This window comes from Pseudomonas sp. PDM01 (assembly GCF_014852325.1).
In the GTDB taxonomy this organism is placed as follows: domain Bacteria; phylum Pseudomonadota; class Gammaproteobacteria; order Pseudomonadales; family Pseudomonadaceae; genus Aquipseudomonas; species Aquipseudomonas migulae.
Map to the genome: position 1 here is coordinate 937775 of NZ_JACVBK010000001.1, position 22652 is coordinate 960426.

21 protein-coding genes are annotated in these 22652 nt (G+C 60.1%); 5 read left to right on the forward strand and 16 right to left on the reverse strand.

The window, feature by feature from the left end:
• Positions 1–29: 29 nt before the first annotated feature.
• The 8 genes from IB246_RS04165 to IB246_RS04200 all read right to left on the reverse strand — a co-directional run bounded on the left by IB246_RS04165 (position 30) and on the right by IB246_RS04200 (position 11112).
• Positions 30–2414: an efflux RND transporter permease subunit gene (locus tag IB246_RS04165; RefSeq protein WP_008042857.1), complete on the reverse strand. Its 2385-nt coding sequence runs from the start codon at positions 2412–2414 to the stop codon at positions 30–32.
• Positions 2415–2442: 28 nt separating this feature from the next.
• Positions 2443–3516, reverse strand: a complete 1074-nt coding sequence (locus IB246_RS04170) for a WD40/YVTN/BNR-like repeat-containing protein (protein ID WP_008030080.1) — start codon at positions 3514–3516, stop codon at positions 2443–2445.
• A gap of 1085 nt (positions 3517–4601) precedes the next feature.
• On the reverse strand, positions 4602–7259 hold the full coding sequence (gene pepN, locus IB246_RS04175) for an aminopeptidase N (protein WP_008038283.1): 2658 nt from the start codon (positions 7257–7259) through the stop codon (positions 4602–4604).
• 10 nt (positions 7260–7269) lie between these two features.
• Entirely contained in the window at positions 7270–8100 is an 831-nt protein-coding gene (locus tag IB246_RS04180) for a DUF2797 domain-containing protein (protein ID WP_008038281.1), read from the reverse strand.
• Positions 8097–8357 (reverse strand): YeaC family protein, encoded by a 261-nt coding sequence (locus IB246_RS04185; protein ID WP_008028592.1) that lies wholly within the window; start codon positions 8355–8357, stop codon positions 8097–8099. Before IB246_RS04185 ends, IB246_RS04180 begins: the two co-directional genes overlap by 4 nt.
• Before the next feature lie 27 nt (positions 8358–8384).
• Positions 8385–9254 (reverse strand): rhomboid family intramembrane serine protease, encoded by an 870-nt coding sequence (locus tag IB246_RS04190; RefSeq protein WP_008038279.1) that lies wholly within the window; start codon positions 9252–9254, stop codon positions 8385–8387.
• Positions 9251–10225 carry a metallophosphoesterase gene (locus IB246_RS04195; RefSeq protein WP_177318166.1) on the reverse strand — a complete coding sequence of 325 codons (975 nt, stop codon included), beginning with the start codon at positions 10223–10225 and terminating at the stop codon, positions 9251–9253. The genes IB246_RS04190 and IB246_RS04195 overlap by 4 nt, the downstream gene beginning before the upstream one ends.
• Positions 10222–11112: an NAD(+) kinase gene (locus IB246_RS04200; protein ID WP_008028599.1), complete on the reverse strand. Its 891-nt coding sequence runs from the start codon at positions 11110–11112 to the stop codon at positions 10222–10224. Before IB246_RS04200 ends, IB246_RS04195 begins: the two co-directional genes overlap by 4 nt.
• A 112-nt stretch (positions 11113–11224) precedes the next feature.
• Between IB246_RS04200 and IB246_RS04205 the strand changes: the two genes are divergently transcribed.
• Positions 11225–12175 (forward strand): DUF1853 family protein, encoded by a 951-nt coding sequence (locus tag IB246_RS04205; protein ID WP_008038274.1) that lies wholly within the window; start codon positions 11225–11227, stop codon positions 12173–12175.
• Between the two features lie 114 nt (positions 12176–12289).
• On the opposite strand, the gene IB246_RS04210 is transcribed toward IB246_RS04205, so the two are convergent.
• From IB246_RS04210 to IB246_RS04220, 3 genes are all read right to left on the reverse strand, one after another.
• Complete coding sequence (locus IB246_RS04210; protein WP_008028602.1) at positions 12290–13573, reverse strand: arsenic transporter; 1284 nt, start codon at positions 13571–13573, stop codon at positions 12290–12292.
• 29 nt (positions 13574–13602) lie between these two features.
• Positions 13603–13950 (reverse strand): metalloregulator ArsR/SmtB family transcription factor, encoded by a 348-nt coding sequence (locus IB246_RS04215; protein ID WP_008028603.1) that lies wholly within the window; start codon positions 13948–13950, stop codon positions 13603–13605.
• 133 nt (positions 13951–14083) lie between these two features.
• Positions 14084–14644, reverse strand: a complete 561-nt coding sequence (locus IB246_RS04220; RefSeq protein ID WP_008028605.1) for an NADPH-dependent FMN reductase — start codon at positions 14642–14644, stop codon at positions 14084–14086.
• A 176-nt stretch (positions 14645–14820) separates the two neighbouring features.
• Here IB246_RS04220 and IB246_RS04225 point away from each other — a divergent pair, with 176 nt between their 5' ends.
• Both IB246_RS04225 and IB246_RS04230 read left to right on the forward strand, forming a co-directional pair.
• On the forward strand, positions 14821–15048 hold the full coding sequence (locus IB246_RS04225) for a hypothetical protein (RefSeq protein ID WP_008028606.1): 228 nt from the start codon (positions 14821–14823) through the stop codon (positions 15046–15048).
• An 88-nt stretch (positions 15049–15136) separates the two neighbouring features.
• Complete coding sequence (locus IB246_RS04230) at positions 15137–16030, forward strand: LysR family transcriptional regulator (RefSeq protein ID WP_008038270.1); 894 nt, start codon at positions 15137–15139, stop codon at positions 16028–16030.
• Here IB246_RS04230 and IB246_RS04235 read toward each other — a convergent pair.
• From IB246_RS04235 to dnaQ, 3 genes are all read right to left on the reverse strand, one after another.
• Positions 15996–16610, reverse strand: coding sequence for a GNAT family N-acetyltransferase (locus IB246_RS04235; RefSeq protein WP_008038268.1), 615 nt, complete (start codon positions 16608–16610; stop codon positions 15996–15998). The two genes, IB246_RS04230 and IB246_RS04235, sit on opposite strands and share 35 nt — an antisense overlap.
• A gap of 14 nt (positions 16611–16624) precedes the next feature.
• The gene (locus tag IB246_RS04240) at positions 16625–18880 is read right to left on the reverse strand and encodes an Orn/Lys/Arg decarboxylase N-terminal domain-containing protein (protein WP_008038267.1); all 2256 of its coding nucleotides are present in this window, start codon (positions 18878–18880) and stop codon (positions 16625–16627) included.
• A 229-nt stretch (positions 18881–19109) separates the two neighbouring features.
• On the reverse strand, positions 19110–19868 hold the full coding sequence (dnaQ, locus tag IB246_RS04245) for a DNA polymerase III subunit epsilon (protein WP_008038265.1): 759 nt from the start codon (positions 19866–19868) through the stop codon (positions 19110–19112).
• A gap of 190 nt (positions 19869–20058) precedes the next feature.
• Between dnaQ and IB246_RS04250 the strand changes: the two genes are divergently transcribed.
• Positions 20059–20370, forward strand: a complete 312-nt coding sequence (locus IB246_RS04250) for a DUF2388 domain-containing protein (RefSeq protein ID WP_008038263.1) — start codon at positions 20059–20061, stop codon at positions 20368–20370.
• Between the two features lie 96 nt (positions 20371–20466).
• Here IB246_RS04250 and rnhA read toward each other — a convergent pair whose 3' ends face one another.
• Positions 20467–20919 (reverse strand): ribonuclease HI, encoded by a 453-nt coding sequence (gene rnhA / locus IB246_RS04255; RefSeq protein ID WP_008028618.1) that lies wholly within the window; start codon positions 20917–20919, stop codon positions 20467–20469.
• Positions 20920–21009: 90 nt separating this feature from the next.
• Positions 21010–21768, reverse strand: coding sequence for a methyltransferase domain-containing protein (locus IB246_RS04260; protein WP_008038260.1), 759 nt, complete (start codon positions 21766–21768; stop codon positions 21010–21012).
• Positions 21769–21833: 65 nt separating this feature from the next.
• Between IB246_RS04260 and gloB the strand changes: the two genes are divergently transcribed.
• Positions 21834–22601, forward strand: a complete 768-nt coding sequence (gene gloB / locus IB246_RS04265; RefSeq protein WP_008038259.1) for a hydroxyacylglutathione hydrolase — start codon at positions 21834–21836, stop codon at positions 22599–22601.
• The last annotated feature ends 51 nt before the right edge of the window (positions 22602–22652 follow it).

The following is a 22652-nucleotide window of genomic DNA, read 5'->3' on the forward strand; positions in this document are numbered from 1 at the left end:
GGTTGCGGCTTTTTGGTTTTGCCTGAGGTTTAGTGAGCGAACAACGAGTTACCCTTCTGCCCCGCCAGTTTCTCCGGTTTGATCAAGAAACGAGCCAGCGCCGGCAGCAGCCACAACGCGCCGAACATGTTCCAGAGCAGCATGAAGGTCAGCATCAGGCCCATGTCGGCCTGGAACTTGATGGCCGAGAAGATCCAGGTGCACACGCCGATCGCCAGGCACAGGCCGGTGAACAATACGGCTTTACCGGTGGACTTCAGCGTCTGGTAGTACGCCTCTTGCAACGGCAGACCGGCACGCAGGAAACTTTCCAGGCGGCTGTAGATGTAGATGCCGTAGTCCACGCCAATCCCCACGCCCAACGCCACTACCGGCAAGGTCGCAACTTTGACGCCGATGCCCATGAAAGCCATCAGGGCGTTGCCGAGTACCGACGTCAGCACCAGTGGCAACACGATGCACAAGGTCGCCGCCCAGGAACGGAAGGTGATCATGCACATGGTTGCGACGCAGATGTAGACGAGGATCAGGATGGTCAGCTCGGATTCCTTGATCACTTCGTTGGTGGCCGCCTCGATGCCGGCGTTACCTGCCGCAAGGATGAATTCCAGGCCTTCCTTGTTGTTTTCCTTGGCGAAGTCCTGCACCGCATGAACTGCGCGATCCAGGGTGGCAGCCTTGTGATCGTTGAGGAACACCAGCACTGGCGCCAGGGAGCAACTGTTGTTGTACAGGCCGTCAGCGCGGGCGATGGAGTTGTTCAGCACGTCCGGGTTGCGCGACAGCGTTTCCCATTTCAGGTTGCCCTCGTTCATGCCCTTGATCATCTGCTTGGACACGGTCACCAGCGAGATCGCTGACTGCACGCCCTCGGTGTTCTGCATCTTCCACATCAGTTCGTCGATGGGTGCCATCGCTTCATAGCGCGAGCAACCTTCGGACTTGGTCTTGACCATCACCACCAACACGTCAGAACTGGTGGAGTAGTTGCTGATGATGAAGTTGTTGTCCTTGTTGTAGCGCGAATCCGGACGCAGCTCTGGAGCACCTTGATCGAGGTCGCCGATTTTCAGGTTCTGGCTGTACCAGAGGCCGCCACCGAAGGCCAACAGGGCCAACACGATCGACACCGGGGCGACTTTCGGGCTGGCGAAGTTGGACAGCAGGCGCCAGAACGGGTGTTCGCGGTGCGCGTCTTTCTTGCTGCGCTCGACGGCGCGCTTGCTGATGCCGACGTAGGAAATTGCCACCGGCAACAGGATCAGGTTGGTGAACACGATCACCGCCACACCGATGGATGCGCCGATGGCCAGTTCGCGAATCACGCCGATGTCGATGATCAGCAATGTGATGAAGCCCACCGCATCCGCAAGGATCGCGATCATCCCCGGCAGGAATAATTGGCGGAAGGTGCGCCGCGCCGCAGTCAACGCGTTGTCGGCCTCACTGGACTGCAAGGCGATACCGTTGATCTTTTGCACGCCGTGGGAAATGCCGATGGCGAAGATCAGGAACGGCACCAGCATCGAGTACGGATCCAGCCCGAAGCCGAAGAAGTGCATCAGGCCGAGCTGCCAGATCACCGCCACCAGCGTCGTGCTCAACACCGCCACGGTGCTGCGCATGCAGTTGGTGAACCAGTACAACAGAATCAGGGTGATGACGAAGGCGACACCGAAGAACATCACCACCATCACCAGGCCATCGATCAGGTCGCCGACTTTCTTGGCGAAACCGACGATGTGGATCTGCACGTTGGGGTTCTGTTTCTCGTACTTGTCGCGGATCTTTTCTTCCAGCTCGTGGGAGAACTTGCGGTAGTCCAGGGCCAGCAACTTGCCTTGGTCCTGCGGGTCCGGGTAGGACTCCAGCAGCGGGATATCGACGATGCTCGACTTGAAGTCGTTGGACACCAGACGCCCGACCTGACCGGACTTGAGCACGTTGTTGCGCAACAAATCGAGGCTTTGCTGGGAGCCGTTGTAGCTCTGCGGGATCACTTCACCCCCGGCGAAGCCCTCCTCTGTCACCTCGGTCCAGCGTACGCTCGGACTCCACAGCGACTTGAGCCCGGAACGGTCGACGCCGGAGATGTAGAACACCTCGTCGTTGATCTGACGCAGGGTCTCCATGTACTCCTTGGAGAAGATGTCGCCGTCGGTGGCTTCAACCGAAATGCGAACGGTGTTGCCCAGGTTCGCCAGGTCGTTGCGGTGCTCCATCATCTTTTGAATGAACGGATGCTCGAGCGGGATCATCTTTTCGAAACTGGTGGACGGCCGAATCAGCGTCGCTTGCCAGAACAGGAAAATACTCACCAACAGACAGATCACGATCACTGCCGGGCGGTTGTTGAAAATCAGGCGTTCAAGAAACGTCGCCTTGTCTTGGTGATGGCTGCTCAAGGATGTCATAGACCCGCCTTCTTATTATTTGCCCGGCTCATTTGGACGACCCGTTTTTTCCATTCTCTGCACCGGCGCCGGTTGGCGAGGTAACGCGAACGCCGCCCTGTCCTGCCAGAACCAGATTGCCGTCGCCCGCCGCAGTCACCGCCGAAACGGAAATGCGATCCGGACGGTTGAACACGCTGAAGGTTTCGCCGTTGTCGTTGCTGCGGATCACCGAGCCACCGTTGCCGACGATCACGATGGAACCATCGTCGAGCAAGGTCGCACCGGACAGTCCGAACTCCAGCGCACCACGGGTGGCTTTCAACTCGACCGGCTCCCAGGTGGTGCCGAAATCGGTGGAGCGGAACAGGTTGCCCCGCAGCCCGTAGGCCAGCAGCGTGTTGGCCTCGGCGGTGCCGATCACGCCGAACAACGAGCCTTCATAGGGGCCTTCGAGTTTTTCCCAGGTCTGCCCCCAGTCGGAGGAACGGAACATGCTGCCCTGCTCACCGACGATGAACAGCCCGGCATCCTTGATCGCTGCAATGGCGTTGAGGTGGTACTGGTCTTCGTTGTCCAGGCGGTCGCTGGCGTCTTCCCAGGTCTTGCCGCCGTCGGTGGTGGCCACCAGCGCGCCGTAAGCGCCCACGGCAAAGCCGTTGCTGGCATCCTGGAACCAGACGTCGAGCAGGGGCGATTCGCGTTTCAGGTCTTCATATTGTTTGGTCCAGGTGACGCCGCCGTCCTCGCTGGCGAGGATCTGCGCGTCATGCCCGACGGCCCAGCCGTGTTTGTCGTCGACAAAATAGACCGAGGTCAGCAGTGCCCGGGTCGGCACCTTGGCCTGGGTCCAGGTCGCGCCCTGGTCATCGGAATACAGGATGTGCCCGCGATCCCCGACGGCCACCAGGCGCTTGCCGGCGTGCACGACGTCGAGCATCAGGCTTTTGCTGGCTTTGGCGGATTCAACGGAATAGACAACGTCGGTGGCTGGCGCCGCATTGGCCAGCGCAGGTGCCGACAACACGGCACAGCCCAACAGCGAGAGCGCTGTAGCCAGCAATGCGAATTTGCGCAGTGCCGGCGGGCGGCAGATACCCACACCCATGACAGGCTCACTCATAGACCTTCCCCCATTATTATTGTTAGGTCGTTCAACCTTTCAGGGCGCCGTAAGGGGTGCTCATCGGGATTGGATGGTTAGGAGCATAGTCCTGAAACCCGCAATCCAGAGCCCCTTCGGAAGCTGGCTTATCCTATCGGGGTTTGGAAAGGTCTGACAATCGACGCCACGTTATCTTTTGTTAACCTGGGGGGGATGGGGTTTTTCTGAATGTTGGGGTATCAGGTGGGGTGATTTGGGGTTTGTGGTTGGTGTTTTGTGTACATATCCATTTTTGCGGTAACGGCGGCTTTTGGTTTCGCCCTTACGGCGAGTCACTTGGAGAAGCGCCAAGTAACCAAGCGCTCTTGCCCCTTTCGTTCGGTGCCTCGCCATGGCTCGGCATTCCCTCGCTCCGGTCCTGCTCCGTGGGCCCGCCGCCATCGGCCATCCATGGCCGGGGGCGGCTAACCCGGCATCCATGCCGGGTTGCCCACTGCGCAGAACCTGCGCTCGGCCTCTCGAGGGGGCGCTCAGATCAAAAGCGGAAGGCGAGCTAACGCTCGGCCTGATGAGTGGTGAAAAGCAAAAGCGTATGGGGTTCCCTGTAGGAGCCGGCTTGCTGGCGATGGCGGTGGGTCAGCGACACATGTATCGCCTGAACGGACGCTATCGCCAGCAAGCCGGCTCCTACAGGGGGATGCGTACGAAGATAGAGCCAGGTCGGCTGACAGGCCGCCTCGCTTTGGCTTTTGCTTGGTTTTTGATTTTGATTTTGATCTGCCCCGTCGGGAGGCCGAGTGGAGGTTCTGCGCAGTGGGCAACCCGGCATGGATGCCGGGTTAGCCGCCCCCGGCCATGGATGGCCGATGGCGGCGGGCCCACGGAGCAGGACCGGAGCGAGGGTACCCTGAGCCTAGGCGAAGGGCCGTACGTCAGGGGCAAAGCCTTTTGCTTACTTTTCGGCGTCTGGAAAAGTGAGTCGCTGTAAGAGCGAAACCGCCAGCAGCCGTTACCGCAGCAATGGATATGCACACCATCAAAAAACGCGCCCGACACACAACCTTCGCGGGCAAGCCTCGCTCCTACAGGTTCCAAAGCCAGACTCAGGCCAGGCTTTTGCTGACCACTTCAAACACATCGCTGGACAGTTGACCCGAAGCACGAATCCGCTCCAGCTCCCCTTTCATCAACGCCTGACGAGCATCGTCGTATTTGCGCCAGCGCGTCAGCGGCGCCAGTTGGCGAGAAGCAATCTGCGGGTTGAACCCGTTCAGTTCGATGACCAGATCCGCCAGGAAGCGATACCCCGAACCATCCGCCGCATGGAAGTTGATCAGGTTCTGCCCGGCAAACGCACCGACCAGCGCCCGCACCTTGTTCGGGTTCTTGATGTTGAACGCCGGATGCTGCATCAACTGACGCACCCGCTCCAGCCCGCCCGGCAACGTACTGCCCGCCTGAACGCTGAACCATTGATCCATGACCAGCGGATTGTCCTTGAAGTGCTCGGCAAAACCGGCCAGCGCCAAGGCTTTTTCTTCTTCGAACGGCGAATTCACCAACACCGCCAATGCCGTCAGGCGCTCGGTCATGTTGTCGCTGGTCTCGAACTGCTCAAGCGTCGCCGCCATTACTTGCGATTGACCGCTGAGCATCAGGTACGACAGCGCAATGTTCTGCAAGGCGCGACGGGCAAAGTGCTCGGCTTCGGCAATGTACGGGGTTTGTTTCGACAGAGCGCGGTTGGCCTGGTAACGCGACCACAACGCCTCGAACAAACCGTCTGCCAACGCCTTGCGGGCAAACTCGCGAGCGATGTGGATGGCGTCGACGTCAGCCACTTCGCTGATCTCGGTCAGATACGCCTCACCCGGCAGCGAGAGCATTTCGGCGACCATCGCCTGATCCAGCGTCTCGTCCGACAGCACGGTACGCAAGGCCGAAATCAGGCGCTGATCCAGCACCAGCTTCTCGCCCTTCTGCTGCTGGGCGATCAGCTCTTGCAGCACTTGCACCGACAACTGCTGACCGGCATCCCAGCGGTTGAAACCGTCGCTGTCGTGCTGCATCAGGAACATCAGTTGGTCGCGGTTGTACGGGAAGCTCAGTTTCACCGGCGCCGAGAAGCCGCGCAGCAACGAAGGCAGCGGTTGCTCAGCGATATCGACGAAGGTGAAGGTCTGTTCGGCTTCGGTCACCGAAATGACGCGCGAGGTGCCCTGGGCGCTGGCTTCGCCGGACAGGCGCAAGGCAACAGGCGCGCCTTTGGAATCCAGCAGGCCCAATTCAACCGGGATCACGAACGGCAGTTTTTCAACCTTGTCCGGGGTCGCCGGGCAGCTTTGACGGAACGTCAGGCTGTAGGTTTTCGCTGCAGCGTCGTAGGACTCGCTCACCGCCAGACGCGGCGTGCCAGCCTGGCTGTACCAGCGTTTGAACTGGGTCAGATCGACACCGTTGGCATCTTCCATGGCCTTGATGAAGTCATCGCAGGTCACGGCCTGGCCGTCATGGCGCTCGAAATACAGGTCGCTGCCTTTACGGAAACCGTCGGCACCAAGCAAGGTGTGGATCATGCCGACCACTTCCGAGCCCTTTTCGTACACGGTCAGGGTGTAGAAGTTGGAAATCTCGATGAAGCTGTCCGGGCGCACCGCGTGAGCCATGGGACCTGCGTCTTCGGCGAACTGGTGAGTACGCAGGTAAGCCACGTCCTGGATGCGCTTCACGGTGGCCGAGTTCATGTCGGCGGAGAAACCGGAATCGCGGAATACGGTGAAGCCTTCCTTCAGCGACAACTGGAACCAGTCGCGGCAGGTCACGCGGTTGCCCGACCAGTTGTGGAAGTATTCGTGGGCGACGATCGCTTCGACACGCTGGTGCGCGGCGTCGGTCGCGGTTTCGGCGCGAGCCAGTACGGCGCTGGAGTTGAAGATGTTGAGGCCCTTGTTCTCCATGGCGCCCATGTTGAAGTCGTTGACCGCAACGATCATGAAGATGTCCAGGTCGTATTCACGACCGTAGACTTCTTCGTCCCAGCGCATGGATTTCTTCAGGCTGTTCATGGCGTGCTGGCACTTGTCGATGTTTTCTGGCTCGACGTAGATGCGCAGCGCCACGTTGCGCTCGGTCATGGTGGTGAAGGTGTCTTCGACGCACCACAAATCACCGGCCACCAATGCGAACAGGTACGCCGGTTTCTTGAACGGGTCTTCCCAGGTCGCCCAATGACGGCCGTCTTCGCCAGGACCGCTGGCAATCGGGTTGCCGTTGGACAGCAGCACCGGGTAGCTGTGCTGTTCCGCGACGACCGTGGTGGTGAACGTGCTCATCACGTCCGGGCGGTCGAGGTAATAGGTGATCTTGCGGAAGCCTTCGGCCTCGCACTGGGTGCAGAACATCGTGCCGGACTTGTACAGGCCTTCCAGCGCGGTGTTGGTTTCCGGGTGAATGCGTACGCTGGTGTCGACCGTGAAGCTGGTGCTGGTCGGATGCAGCGTCAGGTGGTTCTCGGTCAACTGATAGTCGGCAGCTGTCAGCTCGCGGTCGGCCAGGGTCACCGACAGCAGATCGAGTTGCTGACCGTCCAGCACCAGCGGCGGCAAGCCCGGACCACGCTCAGGGTTGCGGCGCATCACCAGTTGCGCATGGACCAGGCTGTGGTCCTCGAACAACTCGAAGGTCAGGTGCGTCTCGTCGATCAGGTACTCAGGCGCCTGATAGTCTTTCAAATAGATCATCTTCGGTTGTTCGGTGCGCATGCTGGAGTCCTTACTGATGCACGGCGAGCTGATAAGCCGTGTATTTACGAATATTGATCACGCCGGTGTCGAAGATCAGGTACTGGCCCTTGATCCCCAGCAGCGTGCCTTCGGCAATCGGGTTCTTGTCCAGGTTGAAGCTGACGATTTTGGCCGGGTATTGCTCCACCGGATAACGGATCTCCAGCGGCTCGGCATCGCTAATAGTCTGGATCGCCTGCAGACCAAATCGTTCCTGCAAGGTTTGCAGGCCTTCGGCGCAGCTTTCAAACAGCTGATCGCGTACTTCGACAAGATCCACCGAAACCGCTTCGCCCTTGAGTAAAGCACGCCAGTTGGTCTTGTCCGCCACCTGACTGCGGAACAGGTCTTCGACGAAGCCTGACTGCTGACGGGTCGCAACGCGCATGATCGGCAACGCCTGACGAGCGCCCTGGTCGATCCAGCGCGTCGGCAGTTGGGTCGCGCGGGTAATCCCGACTTTGACCCCGGACGAGTTAGACAGATACACGATGTGATCGGTCATGCAGAACTTCTCGCCCCACTCCGGCTCACGGCAGGTGCCGGCGTCGTAGTGGCAACGCTCCGGGCTCATGATGCAGACATCGCACTGCGCCAGTTTGGTCATGCACGGGTAGCAGTAACCCTGGCTGAAACTGGTTTTGGTCTTGCGTCCGCAATGGCAGCAGTGGATCGCCCCCAGGTATTCCAGACGTACCGTGGTGCCGATCAACGGGTTGACCGGCACTTCGACATCGCCCAGACGAAACGCGTACTGCACGTCGGCCCCGTCCAGGCGGGCCGACATTTTACTGATTGCACCGCGGCCAATCTCGATCAATGGATGGCATCCGACTTGAACAGGATATTCGGCACTTCAATCGACTTCGAGCCACATTCCTGCACGCCCATGTAACCGGTGCGCTGGTCTTCGGGCAGGTTCTGGATTTCCCAGGCGATCATCGCTTGCAGCGACAGTTCGCGTTGCTCGGCGGTGAGTTTGCCACCGTCGGACCATTTGCCGATTTCCACCGCCAGTTTCAGGCTCTGGTAGATATCGGGTGTGATGTTTTTGATCATTTCGTTAAAAGAGGACATCAAGGTCTCCGAACTTACATAACTTTTTTAGGCGGCCAGTTTACGGCGGTTGTACAAACCACCCAACAAACCGGTGAAGCATCCGATGAGTAACCCGCCGACGTGGGCGGCGTTCGCAATTTCACCGAAGCCGATCATCGAGACCAGCCCGGACAGGCACAGCAGCAGCCACACCAGCATCATCACCAGCACCCCGCGAGGCAGGCGATAAGCGCGGTTCGGCGACAGGATCTGAAAGATCCAGCAATGCCCTAGCAGGCCATACAGCACGCCGGACAACCCGCCAAACAAGGTCGGGCCGCTGAAATAAAACTGCGCGTAGTTCGACACCAGGGCGAACAGCAGGGTCAGGCCGATCAGGTTGATGCCGCCTTGACGCGACTCAATGCGTCGCCCCAGTTCCCAATACCACATGCCGTTCATGGCCAGGTGGAGGATGCCGAAGTGGATCAGCATCGGCGTAACCAGACGCCACCACTGCCCCGCTGCCAGGCTGTCGGCCAATGGCGTGAAATGGATGTATTCGCCGACCACCCGGAAATCGAGGAAGGTCAACCAGCGCATCGTGTCGAGGTTTTCGCCCAGCAGCGTCACCGCACCGACGATCAGGCTCAGCAGCAGCACCGCCGCCGTCGCTTTGGCGTGGCGCAATTGCTCGACGAAACCGGGACGCTTCGCGGTTATCGCCACCGGGATGTCCAGTTGCTGATCGGGATCACCCGTCGGAAAACGCTCGTACAACGCACGCACGTCTTCACTGATATTGGCAGGCACCCACAGCACCTGCTCGCCCTGCTCTTCGCTGACCCGATGCGGCACCTGCATGCGTTGCAGCAGTTTGACGAACCCGCTCAGATCCACCGCCAGCGGCAGGCGTAAAACGGCCACGGCGCTCATCGCAGTGCCTCCGGCCGTTCGACGTCGACCCAGACGAATTTGTGCGGATCGAGCCGGGTTTCCTGATCCAGTCGATAGGCGACCAGCTTGCCGTAAAGCACCGCGCTGTAATCCAGGCAGGCCAGGTTCGGGCGGATCGGCGCCGGTTTGCCGCTGCGCCAGTAGTGGCCGACGAACAACAAGGGCTCGTCAACGCCATAGCGCAGCAAGGTGTTTTTCTCGGTGGACGACAGCGGCGTCCGGGCGACGGGTTCCGGTAAAGCGTCAGGCTGGAACACGATGTCTCCGTAGGTTTGCGGGTCGTCTTCCCAGAATTTGGTGCGGAAGAACGAGCGCGTCAGGCCATCGCCGCTGGTCATGGTCAACCCGTCAGGCAAGCGCATGTCGGTGCCGCGCAGCAAACGGTCGAACACGGTGCAGGCAAAACTGCCCGGCACGGCCGAGGCCTGGAGGAAATGTTCATCGACGCAGCCGTCGTGAAACAGAGCGCGTAGCGGCTCGATCAGGCCCGAATCCCAGCAGGCGTGAACCACACGGAAACGCCCGGCATCCACAAACAGCGGCAGTTCGTAGAACCATTGCTGGAAGTCATGCCAGTCCGCGGGATGGTCTTCAAACTGGGTCAGGGTTTCACCCAGCAGGCGCGCATGACGTGGCGTGTGCTCACGGACGAATTGCTTGCCGCTGCCCGGCGGCGCTGGCGTGCTCCAGCCGAGCGCGTTGAATTCATGGTTGCCCATGATGCACAACGCCTGGCCAGCCTCGACCATGTCGTGGACGATGTGCAGCGCCTCGCGAATCCGCGGGCCGCGGTCGATGATGTCACCGACGAACACCGCCATGCGCGACGGATGCCGCCAGACGCCGCCCTGTTTGTGATAACCAAGCAGGTCGAGCAAGTGCTCAAGGGTCAGGGCGCAACCGTGCACGTCACCGATAAGGTCATAACTTCGCGCGGGATCGAGCATCAGTCGCCTCCACCCCCCAACTTGCTGCCCCAGCCGAGTTTGGTCCGGCAGACTTCGTAGTAGTTGTGGTCAAGCGGATGAATCAGCCGCAGCTTCTGCGCTTTCTTGCTCACGGTGATGGTGTCACCCGGCGCGCAGGTGAAGTGGTTCTGCCCGTCACAGGAGACTTGCGGGTAGATCTGCATATCCTTGGACACGACGATTTTCAGCTCACTGTTGCCATCGACCACAATCGGTCTACCCGACAAGGTATGGGGGTACATCGGCACAATCACAATAGCGTCAAGTTTGGGGTGCATGATCGGGCCGCCCGCCGACAGCGCGTACGCGGTCGAGCCGGTCGGCGTGGAGACGATCAGGCCGTCGGCCTTCTGGCTGCAGACGAACTGGCCGTCGATGTACAGCTCGAACTCGATCATGCGCGTCGATTTGCCGGGGTGCAGCACCACGTCGTTCAGCGCATCGCCCTGGCCAATGGCCTCGGCGTGGCGGCGGACTTCGGCTTGCAGCAGGAAGCGGTTTTCCACCAGATAGTGGCCGTCGAGCACTTCGGCGACTTTGACTTCCAGTTCATCGGGGCGAATATCGGTCAGGAAACCGAGGCTGCCACGGTTGATGCCGAGCACCGGAATATTGTGTCGGGCCAGTGCGCGTGCGGCGCCAAGCAGGCTGCCGTCACCGCCGACCACAATCACCATGTCACAGACTTCACCGAGCATCTTGCGCGATGAAGTTTGCAGGCCATGACCCGGCAGGACTTCAGCGATGGTGTCTTCGAGGATCACGTGCAGGTGACGATCGAGCAGAAACCGTTTCAGTCGGCGGACGGTATCCAGCACCTGCGAACTGCCCAGGCGACCGATGATGCCGATATTACGAAATTGCTCCATGGTGCCCCTACGGTTTGCGACGGCGAAAACCACGATTATGGGCGAAAGCGCGGGATAGACAAAATCCTTTCAGCCACAAGGGCGCACTCAGGTTTAGGGCTATGCTCGCAAGATGATCCTATTTCCCGATTTGCTGCAGTTACCCCACCAGTTGCGCCACCCCGAGGTCCGCGACCTGGCCTGGGTCATCCTCGCGCCGCCGATGCTGGAGGTCACGCCGTGGCCGCAACGCCATCCACTGGCCGGCAGTGACTGGGTGCAGGTACCGGAACGGCTGGAACTCTGGCTACGGCAACTGGATAACGACAGCTACGACTTGCTGCACTGGCTGGCCCAGGCCCGGACCCGGCGCCTGGGTCTGTATTACGAACGGCTGTGGCAATACGCCGTGCGCCATGCACCGGGCATCGATCTGATTGCCGCGAACATGCCAATCCGTCGCGAAGGCCACACGCTGGGCGAACTGGACATGCTGCTGCGCGATCGCGACGGCGTGCATCACCTGGAACTGGCGATCAAGCTTTACCTCGGCCCACAAAATGGCGCGGGGCATAACACCGCGCATTGGCTGGGGCCGGGCTGCCATGATCGGCTGGACCGCAAACTGGCGCACCTGAGCCAGCATCAGCTGCCGATTTCCGCGCGACCGGAGAGCCGCGAGGTCCTGGCGGCGCTGGACATCCAGCAGTTCAGTGCGCATTTGTGGCTGGGCGGCTATCTGCTTTATCCGTGGCCGGGGCAATCCGAAGCCCCAAGCGGTGCGCACCCGCAGCATTTGCGCGGTAGCTGGCTGCATCAAAAGGATTGGAATGATTTTGTCACGCAGCGCCCGTTCGGTCGCTGGCAACCCCTGCCCCGCCATGCCTGGCTGGCGCCGGCGCACTACCCGGCCGAGCAGACCTGGAGCACGCAACAGCTGCAAGCGTGGCTGAGCGATCTGGAACCGCTGGCGCCGGCGCAGTTGCTGGTGCGGTTGATCGAGAATGCGAATGGGGAGTGGGAGGAAGCGGAGCGCTTGTTTCTGGTGGCGGATCTTTGGCCGAATGTGCCGGGCAGTGGTTAGTTTTTGTAGTGACTAGACTGGCCCCATCGCGAGCAGGCTCGCTCCCACATTGGATTTGCGGCGTTCACAAAATCCCTGTGGGAGCGAGCCTGCTCGCGATGGGGCCGACGCGGTCTAAACGGACAACCGCACAGCCAACGCCGCCAACGTCACCAACAACACCGGCACCGTCAACACAATCCCGACCTTGAAGTAATACCCCCAGCCGATCCGAATGCTCTTGCGCTCCAGCACGTGCAGCCACAACAACGTCGCCAGGCTGCCAATCGGCGTAATCTTCGGTCCCAGGTCACTGCCGATCACGTTGGCGTAGATCATCGCCTCCTTCACCACTCCGCTCGCCTGACTCGCGTCAATCGACAGCAGACCAATCAGCACCGTCGGCAGGTTATTCATGATCGACGACAGCAGCGCCGTCAACACACCCGTGCCCATGGCTGCGCCCCAGACGCCGTAACCGGCAAAACCGTCCAGCCAACCCGCCAGATACCCGGTGAGCCCGGCGTTACGCAGGCCGTAGACCACCAGATACATGCCCAGCGAGAAAATCACGATCTGCCACGGCGCTTCTTTCAGCACCTTGCGCGTGGAAATCTTGTGGCCTCGGGCAGCAATGGCCAGCAGCAACGCCGCGCACACCGCCGAAATGGCACTGATGGGAATACCCAGCGGTTCCAGCGCAAAACAGCCGATCAACAGGATCAGCAACACCGCCCAACCGGCATAAAACGTCGCCTTGTCGTGGATCGCACTGGACGGATGTTCCAGTTGCTCAGGATCGTAATCCTTGGGAATGTCGCGCCGGAAAAACCACATCAGTACCGCCAGTGTCGCCGCAACGCTCACCAGGTTGACCGGAACCATCACCGCCGCGTAGCGATTGAAGCCGATGTGGAAGAAGTCGGCGGAAACGATGTTCACCAGGTTCGACACCACCAGCGGCAGGCTGGCAGTGTCGGCAATAAACCCGGCACCCATCACGAACGCCAGGGTCGCCGCCGGGGAAAAGCGCAACGCCAGCAGCATGGAAATCACGATGGGCGTGAGGATCAGCGCCGCCCCGTCGTTGGCAAACAAGGCCGAGACCAGCGCGCCGAGCAGCACCATGTAGGCAAACAACTTGCGCCCACTGCCCCGCCCCCACCGCGCGACATGCAGTGCCGCCCAGGCAAAGAACCCCGCCTCATCCAGCAACAGGCTGATGATGATCAACGCAACAAAAGTGCCGGTGGCGTTCCAGATGATCTGCCACACCAGCGGAATATCACTGAGGTGCACCACACCAAAAATCAGCGCCAGCACGGCGCCGAACACCGCACTCCAACCGACACCGAGGCCTTTGGGCTGCCAGATCACCAGGGTGATGGTCAGCAGGAAAATCAACGACGCAATGAGCATGCAAAGCAGCCTTCAACAGAAATCAGGGATTAACAGCAACGTACAGGTCGATCGGTCATGGCTTGAAGGCGTGCGACATCGGCAGCCAGCCAGCCTTGATGTTCAGCCAGTGCGCCGTGCAGCAGAGTGACGACCCAAGGCGCCAGGTCCGGGTGCAGGCGATAGAACACCCATTGCCCCTGACGGCGGTCCGCCAACAGGCCATTGCTACGCAAGAGCGCCAGGTGACGGGAAATTTTCGGCTGACTCAAGTCCAGCCCGGCGGTCAACTCGCACACGCACAACTCGCCTTCGCGGGCGATCAACAGCGCGATACGGCTGCGCGTGTCATCGGCCAGGGCCTTGAAAACATCGACGGGACTGTAAGAGTCGGACATACAGGGAAACGCCTCCGGACAAACGAGGCGTGAATATATGGAATTTCGAATATCCAGTAAAGCAAAGTATGGAAACGTTTGTTTGTGCAGCCGCTGCCGAGCCTGCATTCGGCAGCGGCTATCAAAGTGATATTCAGACTTTCTTATGCTGCTCGACCCACTGCCCGTAAGCATTGATGAAACTCTGCAAAAACGGCTTCACCGTCTCGGACAATCTGCCCGCTTCATCGAAGGCCGAACCGGCACCGCTCAAGTAGGCTTCCGGTTGTTGCATGCAAGGCACATTGAGAAACACCATGGACTGGCGCAAATGATGGTTGGCGCCAAACCCGCCGATAGCCCCCGGTGAACAGCTGATCACCGCACCCGGCTTGCCACCCCAGGCGCTCTTGCCATATGGCCGTGAACCGACGTCGATTGCGTTCTTCAACGGCGCAGGAACCGAACGGTTGTATTCCGGGGTGACGAACAGCAACGCGTCGGATGAACTCACTTGTTGCCGGAAAGTGCTGTAGGCTGCCGGCGGTGATTCGCCATCGATGTCTTCGTTGTAGAGCGGCAAGTCGCCAATTTCGACGATGTTGAGCTTGAGATTTGCAGGTGCCAGATCGGCCAGGGCCAACGCCACCTTGCGGTTGATCGATTCCTTTCTCAAGCTGCCGACCAGAACGGCGATCGTGTAGACATTGCTCATGGAAGATTCTCGACTGTCCGATGGAAAGAGCTTGTAGTTATAGATGACGATTCAAGCAGTGGGCGACTGAAAAACGCCGCCCCTGACTATTTTTTTCCTGTAGGAAAACTTACCTCGCCCAACCACGGTCTACAGAACCGCAAATTGAGTGATTTATCTCCAGAGGTTCTAAGCAGATGGCAGCAGTACTCGTCAGTCAGTTCCATGCAAGAGACGCGGAAGGCCGTGTCTATTCCGTGCATGAGTTCCAGGAATCCACCCCTTCGGCAGACGGCCTCACCGCTGTCACCACCTACAAGCTGGCCATTGGCGACCGCGTCAACAAGCTTGATGAGAACGAGTTTCTGCTGGTGCAATCGGGCGTCACCCTCATTCGTGAACCCGAAGCCAGCGTCGCCTCATAACCTCGCGTTATGAGCAGAAGTCTTATGCGCGGACTTGGGTTAGGATTCAGCCACTGACTCCCTCACCTGCTGAACATGGACTTCACGCATGCGTTTACGTCATATCGAAGTGATCCAGGCGCTCCTGCAGACCGGTCACCTTGGCACCGCCGCCGAATGGCTGCAGCTGCCAGTGGCCGAGGTCGAAGGCATTCTGCGTGACGCTGAGAGTCAGTTGGGTTTCATGCTGTTTTCCAGCGTGCGTGGACGCTTGCAAGCCACGCGCGAGGCGCGGGAGCTACAGGTCGAAATCGCCCACGTCTACGATGCGCTCGAGCCGGTCCTGCGACTGGCCAGCAGCCTCAAGCAATATCAGGCCCCACCCCTTCGCATCATTTGCACGCCGCCCTTGGCACAACAGTTGTTGCCACAGAGCATCGCGGCGTTGCGCCGACGCCTCCCCGACGTGCCTTGCAGCCTCCTGAGCCAACCCACCCGCGACATCGTCAGAAGCCTGCTGCTGCGCGAAAGCGATCTGGGCCTGAGCCTGCACGATCCCGACCACGCCGATATTCATTGCCAGGTGATTGCCCAGGGCAAACTCCAGCTACTGGCCCCCCATGGCTGGCTGCAACCGAAGCAGAAGTACATTTCGCTGCAAGACCTGGCGGGGCAGTCGATGGTTGGCCTGGAAGGTCATGATCCGCTGAGCCCGGCACTCGACAACAAACTGCACGCCCTGCGCCCTGCCCCGGTGATTCACACTCGGGTTCAGACTCACCAGATGATGCGCAGCATGGTCGAAGCCGGTGAAGGCCTGGCGATTGTCGACCCGTTCACCGCGCTCGGGGCCAAATCCGCCGGCCTGGATGCCTGCCCGCTGGCGCCCGCCGTGCCGATCAGCGTCTACGCCCTGACCCTGAAGAACGGCGAGCCATCCCCCGCCCTTCAGGCACTGCTGGACATCGTCACGGAACAAGCCGTGGCGATGTTGGCGAGCTGATCGGGCTTTCCAGCGGATTGTCGAACAGTCGATACCAGAACAATGCGATTTCGGCGGTGTTCGGGTCGATGCCGCGATAGCGCAGATGATCGACACCCCCCATCACATAACCGCAGCGCTCATACAGCCGACACGCGCCCAGATTGTTGTTCTGGGTTTCTAGCATGATGCCCGGCAGTTTTTTCTTGCGGCTCCAGAACTGCGCCACATCCAGCAGCGCCTTGGCCACGCCATGCCGGCGGGCCGGCGCGTGGACCGCCAACTCGTCGATATGGGCAAAGCCGTTCCAGTTGGTGCTGATCACCAGGTGGCCCACTGGCTCATCATCGAGATAAGCTATGAAAATCGCGCTGTCGGCGGCGTCGCGGAAACTGCTGAATTCCTCGGGATCGATGCCATAGCACTTGCGGTAAGGGGTAATTGGCGTGACCGCCCATTGCTCCATCGGTTTGCCGATTTCGGCGGCGACATAGGCCGTGACTTCAAAACTGAAATCACTGCCCCAGATGTAAGCTGCAAAGCCGTCGTCGGCAACGCGAACCGACAGCCCTGGGTATTTCGGATTCATGACCGGTTGCATACTGGGAAAGGTCCTCACTCCTTGATGCAATCGACGGTGTAATGCCGCCCATTGCCCTCGTCTTCGTGTTGCAAGCCGTGCACATCGACGACAAACCCCGGGAAACTGCTATCGAACGTGCGGGCAAACGCCAGGTAATCGATGATCGAGCGGGTCGACTCGGTGAAACGTTCGCCGGGCATGATCAACGGAATCCCCGGCGGATACGGCACCAGCATCACCGCGGCGATGCGGCCGTCCAGCGCATCGATGGACACGGCTTCCACCTCGCCACGCACCAGATGATCATAAGCGTCAGCCGGCTTCATGGCGATTTCCGGCAACACGGTGTACATGCGCTTGAGATGTTTGGCCGTGGCATTGCTGCGGTAACAGGCGTGCAGTTGATCGCACAAATCGCGCAGCCCCATACCCTTGTAACGCGCGCCTTCCTGCTGCGCCACGCAGGGCAGGCAGGTCACGAGGCTGACGTTGGCGTCATAACTGCGCTTGAACTCCAGCAACTCGGTCAGCAGCGTGCTCCATTTGCCCTTGGTGATGCCCATGGAGAACAGCACCAGAAATGAATAGAGCCCGGTCTTCTCGACCACCAGCCCGCGCTCCCAGAGGAATTTGCTGACCACCGCCGCCGGAATCCCGCGTTCGCTCAACGCACCGCCGGCGGTGAGGCCCGGCATCACCAGCGTGACTTTGACCGGATCGAGCAGCACGTAGTCATCGGTCACGCCGCCAAAGCCGTGCCAGTCGGCATCGGGTTGCAGCAACCAGTCTTCCGTCACCACGCGCTCGATGCCTTCCACCGACGGCGGCTGCCAGATGGAAAACCACCAATCATCAGCGGCGATGTGCTGACGCAAATTCGCCAGTGCCCGACGGAAACTCAGGGCTTCGTCGAACATTTCCTGCAACAGCGAACGACCCGCCGGGCCTTCCATCATCGCCGACGCCACATCCAGAGAGGCGATGATGCTGTACTGCGGCGACGTGGATATGTGCATCATGAACGCTTCGTTGAAGCGGTCGCGATCCAGTTGCCGCGCACCGCCGTCCTGGACGTGAATCATCGAGGCCTGACTGAACGCCGCCAACAGTTTGTGGGTGGAATGGGTGGTGAACACCAGCGGGCTGTCCGCACTGCGCGCAGTGCCCATGCCGTAACGTCCGGCAAAAAACTCGTGAAACGCCGCATAGGCATACCAGGCCTCATCGAAATGCAGCACCTCGACGCTGTTGCCCAGGCTTTGCTTGATCAGTTCGGCGTTGTAACAGAGGCCGTCGTAGGTCGAATTGGTCACCACCGCCAGTTTGACCTTGGGCGCACGGCCCTTGGTCAACGGGCTGGCGTCGATCTTGGCCTGAATCGATTCGCGGCTGAATTCACTCAGCGGAATCGGGCCGATGATCCCCAGCTCGTTGCGTTCCGGGCACAGGTACAACGGAATCGCGCCGGTCATGATGATCGAGTGCAATACCGACTTGTGGCAGTTGCGGTCCACCAGCACCAGGTCATCGCGGGCGACCATCGAATGCCAGACAATCTTGTTGGCCGTCGAGGTGCCATTGATCACGAAGAAGGTGTGATCGGCGCCAAAGTTGCGCGCCGCTCGCGCTTCCGCCTCGGCCAGAGGGCCGGTGTGGTCGAGCAGCGAACCGAGTTCCGGCACCGACACCGACAAGTCCGAACGCAGGGTGTTTTCCCCGAAAAACTGGTGAAACGCCTGCCCCACCGGGCTCTTGTGATAGGCCACGCCGCCACCGTGGCCGGGCGTGTGCCAGGAATAGTTGGAGTCGGCGGTGTGTTGCACCAACGCCTTGAAGAACGGTGGCAGCAGGCCATCCAGGTATTTGCGTGCGGCTCGTGCGACCTGCCGTGCCAGAAACGGCACGGTGTCTTCGAACAAATAGAGAATACCGCGCAGCTGATTGAGCTCGTCCATCGCATCGGCCGGGGCGTTTTCCAGCGTCACCTGCTCGCCCAGCGCGAAAATCGGCAAATCCGGCGCACGCACCCGCGCCAGACCGATCAGTTCGGCCATGTTCTGCAACAGATGGGAGTTGGCGCTGGGGTCTTCGGCGGCGATCAACATGCACGAGAGGCCATGATGGGTCGACGCGACCAACCGCCCTTCGGTGTAATCCACTGCCGAGACAATGCTGAAACCTTCCTGCTCCAGCTCCCGGGCGATGCCACGCACCCGATCACCGGCAACCGTGTCGGCCTTGATGTCGCGATGGACGATCAAGACCGGGAATCTCAAATCTTTATACATGGGGCTCAGTGTCCTGAGGCGGCAGTCCGTAGCCTGCCAATAACCTCAGGGTAGAGGGTTGAGGCGCTTGTGGCGAGTGCAATGCCCCGAAATGGGTCACGAGTGGATCGCATAACCCTGTAGGAGTCGGCTTGCCGGCGATGGCGGTGGGACAGTCGACACGTTCATCGTCTGAACGGACGCTATCGCCAGCAAGCCGGCTCCTACAGGTTAGTGTCTATCTCGAGATTTACGCCTGAGCTTCAGCCTCAAGCAGTTGCTGCCACAGCGATGGCGCACCGGCGGATTTGGCGATGACTTCCAGACGGGCCATGTGTTGCGCCAAATCATCTTCACTGGCGCGGATGATGCGGGTTGGCTGGCGATCGGCCGGCAAACGGCGGATCTCCGTGGCTGAGTTGTCCGCCCCTTCACCAGACCCGTTGCCGTCGGACGCATTGCCGGCCAGCGACAGGCTGGTCTGGCCGCCGGTCATGGTCAGGTAAACGTCGGCGAGAATCTCGGAGTCGAGCAAGGCGCCGTGGAGCTCACGGCCGGAGTTGTCGACGCCATAACGTTTGCACAAGGCGTCGAGGCTGTTGCGCTGCCCCGGGTGACGTTCCCGGGCCATCATCAGGGTGTCGAGGATCGAGCAGTGTTGCGTGATGTCCGCACGATCGTGCTGGCCCATCAGGGCGAATTCGTTGTTGATGAAGCCAACGTCGAACGCCGCGTTATGGATGATCAGCTGCGCGCCCTTGATGAATTCGAAAAACTCATCAGCCACTTCAGTGAAGCGCGGCTTGCCCACCAGGAATTCGTTGGTGATGCCGTGAACGCCGATGGCGCCTTCATCACTCTCGCGGTCCGGTTGCAGGTAAACGTGAAAATGCCGGCCGGTCAGGCGCCGACCGATCAACTCGACACAACCGATTTCGATAATCCGGTGGCCGTCGGTCACCGGCATGCCGGTGGTTTCGGTATCGAGTACAACGGATCTGGTGGCCATCAGTGCTCAGCTCTCAACGGGTCAATCGTGCAAAAACGGCGATGTTAACACGCCCACGGGATCAGGCGTGCGCACAGGCAAATGACTGAAGCTCATGCAGTTTTTAACAATCATTAGCAATGTTCATAAAGTTTGGCAAAGAACGGCTTGATAGCGTGCGCGGCTTGTTTCCGATGGATTTGAGCTCGTCATGACCACCACACAATCGCTACGCCTGCTGGTCCTGGGCGGCTGCCTGATCGCAACCACCGCCCAGGCCACCAGTTTTGTAATCAGCACCGATATCACGTTGAGCCTGACCTTGAGTTCGTCCAAGGGCACGAGCGGATCATTCAAGGACGACAAGATTGTGCTGGCGGCCAAGGATGATGCGGCAGCGTTTGTGGCGAGTGACGGGGAGATTCGCGGGGCGCGGATTGAAGCGGCATTCGAGAGGATTCGTGGCGGGCTGAGCGATCAGTATTCAGACCAACAACTGGCCAACGCCATTTTGATGCTGTGAACACCGATCTTGTAGGAGCCGGCTTGCCGGCGATAGGTCCTGAGCCTTGTATTGATCTCAGGAACGCTATCGCCGGCAAGCCGGCTCCTACAAAGGTCAGGCTTGTTTGTAACCGCGCACTTCATCCACGCCACGGTTAGCCAACTGGTCGGCCCGCTCGTTGCCGTGATGCCCGATGTGCCCGCGCACCCACTTCCAGGTGACGTTGTGGCGGTTGACTTGCTCGTCCAGCAATTTCCACAGGTCAGCATTTTTTACCGGTTCTTTCGCTGCCGTTTTCCAGCCGCGTTTCTTCCAGTTGTCCATCCATTCGTTGATGCCTTTCATCACATACTGCGAGTCTGTCACCAGCAGCACGTCGCAGGAACGCTTCAGTTCTTCCAGCCCGCGAATCGCGCCCATCAGCTCCATACGGTTGTTGGTGGTGTTGGCTTCGCCACCCCAGAGTTCTTTTTCAACGCCCTTGCACACCAGCAATGCGCCCCAGCCGCCTGGGCCAGGATTGCCCTTGCAGGCGCCGTCGGTGAAGAGTTCTACGCTATCGCTCATGCCAATCTATCCAGAAAATGCGGTGGCCCGCCGACCGTTGATCGACGATGCCCGAGGCCGGGACGCGCCCGGCCGGGAATATAAAAAGTGTTACGGCTCGATGTTGCGGCGGTTGACCTTGGCCATCGGCAATGGAATCAACTTGCCCATCGGCTCACGACGTTCCTGACGAACCGGCCGCAGGCCGACCACGATCTTGCGCGCGACCAATAAATAGAAGCCGCCACCCGACAGTTGCCAATCACCGGCCTTGCGCTCCCAACCGGCCAAACGGGCTTGCCAGGCCGGGGACGCAAGCGGCGGACGATAGCACCCGAAGCGGCGTTTCTCCAGCGCGAAGCCCAGCAGGTTCAGCCAGTCGGCGACCCGCGACGGCGAAATGCACCGCGCCTTGCGCAAGGCGTCATGGGCGAACACGTGGCGCAAGCCCCAGCTGCTCCAGGGGTTGATCCCGATGATCAGCAAATGCCCGCCGGGACGCACGCTGCTCGCCGCTTCGCGCAGCAAACCATGGGGCGACAGGCAGAAATCCAGGCCGTGCTGCAACACCACCACATCGGCAGCGTGCTCGCTCAACGGCCAGGCCTGCTCTTCACACACAATCTCGACACCCGGCAATGGCGCACCCAGCCGCACATTGCGCTGGACCTGCGGCGCCGACGGCGGAGTCTCAGCCGAAGGACCGTAATGCACCAGATAGCCACCGAAGAAGCGCCCCAGCTCGTCTTCGAGCATGCGGCGTTCTTCGTCCAGCAGAAACTGCCCGATGGGGCCGGACAGCCATTCACGGGCCGCGCTGATCAGGGCCAGCCAGTCAGGATCAGCCTGAGCGAACGCTTTATCAGTCATTGCATTCTCCAACGCGCCAGGAAGTTCTAAGATGCGCCATTGTTTTCCGCTTGGCGAATCCGACGATGATACAGATCAGTGCCCTGCCCGCCTTCACCGACAACTACATCTGGTTGTTGCAAGACCCCGACACGCGACGCTGTGCGGTGGTCGATCCCGGCGATGCCGCGCCGGTCCAGGCCTGGCTCGCGGCGAATCCGGGTTGGGCACTGAGTGATATTTTGATCACTCACCATCATCACGACCATGTCGGCGGCGTCGAACAGTTGAAAAAAGCGACGGACGCGAAGGTCTACGGCCCGGCCAGTGAAACCATTCCGGCGCGGGACGTCGCGCTCAAGGACAACGACCGTATCAACGTGCTGGGTTGGGACTTTGAGGTGATCTCCGTTCCCGGCCATACCCTGGGGCACATTGCCTACTACCATCAGGGCGTACTGTTTTGCGGCGATACCCTGTTCGCTGCGGGTTGCGGACGGCTGTTTGAAGGCACCCCCGAGCAAATGCACACGTCGCTGACGCGCCTCGCCTCCTTTCCAGAGGACACGCGGGTCTACTGCACTCATGAATACACCTTGAGCAACCTGCGTTTCGCCGTAGCGGTCGAGCCCGGCAACCCACATACCGTCGAACGTCTGGCTAAAGTCACGGAGCAACGGGCCGCCGGAGTCATTACTTTGCCGTCGACACTGGCCTTGGAAAAGCAGACCAACCCGTTTTTACGTGTCGACGAAACATCTGTTAAAGAAAAAGTGGACGAACGGAATGGCACCTATAACCGGGCTCCGAGTGCGGTTTTTGCTGCTCTGCGCGCTTGGAAGGATCAGTTCTGAGAGGGCTTGCCGTTGGTGCGAAAAATCTGAATGGTTGACCGCAGAGGGTGC

Excerpts from the sequence above, each read along its gene's own strand:
- IB246_RS04165 (WP_008042857.1), bottom strand. The coding sequence starts at position 2,414 with ATGACATCCTTGAGCAGCCATCACCAAGACAAGGCGACGTTTCTTGAA.
- IB246_RS04170 (WP_008030080.1), bottom strand. The coding sequence starts at position 3,516 with ATGAGTGAGCCTGTCATGGGTGTGGGTATCTGCCGCCCGCCGGCACTG.
- pepN (WP_008038283.1), bottom strand. The coding sequence starts at position 7,259 with ATGCGCACCGAACAACCGAAGATGATCTATTTGAAAGACTATCAGGCG.
- IB246_RS04185 (WP_008028592.1), bottom strand. The coding sequence starts at position 8,357 with ATGTCCTCTTTTAACGAAATGATCAAAAACATCACACCCGATATCTAC.
- IB246_RS04190 (WP_008038279.1), bottom strand. The coding sequence starts at position 9,254 with ATGAGCGCCGTGGCCGTTTTACGCCTGCCGCTGGCGGTGGATCTGAGC.
- IB246_RS04200 (WP_008028599.1), bottom strand. The coding sequence starts at position 11,112 with ATGGAGCAATTTCGTAATATCGGCATCATCGGTCGCCTGGGCAGTTCG.
- IB246_RS04205 (WP_008038274.1), top strand. The coding sequence starts at position 11,225 with ATGATCCTATTTCCCGATTTGCTGCAGTTACCCCACCAGTTGCGCCAC.
- IB246_RS04210 (WP_008028602.1), bottom strand. The coding sequence starts at position 13,573 with ATGCTCATTGCGTCGTTGATTTTCCTGCTGACCATCACCCTGGTGATC.
- IB246_RS04215 (WP_008028603.1), bottom strand. The coding sequence starts at position 13,950 with ATGTCCGACTCTTACAGTCCCGTCGATGTTTTCAAGGCCCTGGCCGAT.
- IB246_RS04220 (WP_008028605.1), bottom strand. The coding sequence starts at position 14,644 with ATGAGCAATGTCTACACGATCGCCGTTCTGGTCGGCAGCTTGAGAAAG.
- IB246_RS04225 (WP_008028606.1), top strand. The coding sequence starts at position 14,821 with ATGGCAGCAGTACTCGTCAGTCAGTTCCATGCAAGAGACGCGGAAGGC.
- IB246_RS04230 (WP_008038270.1), top strand. The coding sequence starts at position 15,137 with ATGCGTTTACGTCATATCGAAGTGATCCAGGCGCTCCTGCAGACCGGT.
- IB246_RS04235 (WP_008038268.1), bottom strand. The coding sequence starts at position 16,610 with ATGCAACCGGTCATGAATCCGAAATACCCAGGGCTGTCGGTTCGCGTT.
- IB246_RS04240 (WP_008038267.1), bottom strand. The coding sequence starts at position 18,880 with ATGTATAAAGATTTGAGATTCCCGGTCTTGATCGTCCATCGCGACATC.
- dnaQ (WP_008038265.1), bottom strand. The coding sequence starts at position 19,868 with ATGGCCACCAGATCCGTTGTACTCGATACCGAAACCACCGGCATGCCG.
- IB246_RS04250 (WP_008038263.1), top strand. The coding sequence starts at position 20,059 with ATGACCACCACACAATCGCTACGCCTGCTGGTCCTGGGCGGCTGCCTG.
- rnhA (WP_008028618.1), bottom strand. The coding sequence starts at position 20,919 with ATGAGCGATAGCGTAGAACTCTTCACCGACGGCGCCTGCAAGGGCAAT.
- IB246_RS04260 (WP_008038260.1), bottom strand. The coding sequence starts at position 21,768 with ATGACTGATAAAGCGTTCGCTCAGGCTGATCCTGACTGGCTGGCCCTG.
- gloB (WP_008038259.1), top strand. The coding sequence starts at position 21,834 with ATGATACAGATCAGTGCCCTGCCCGCCTTCACCGACAACTACATCTGG.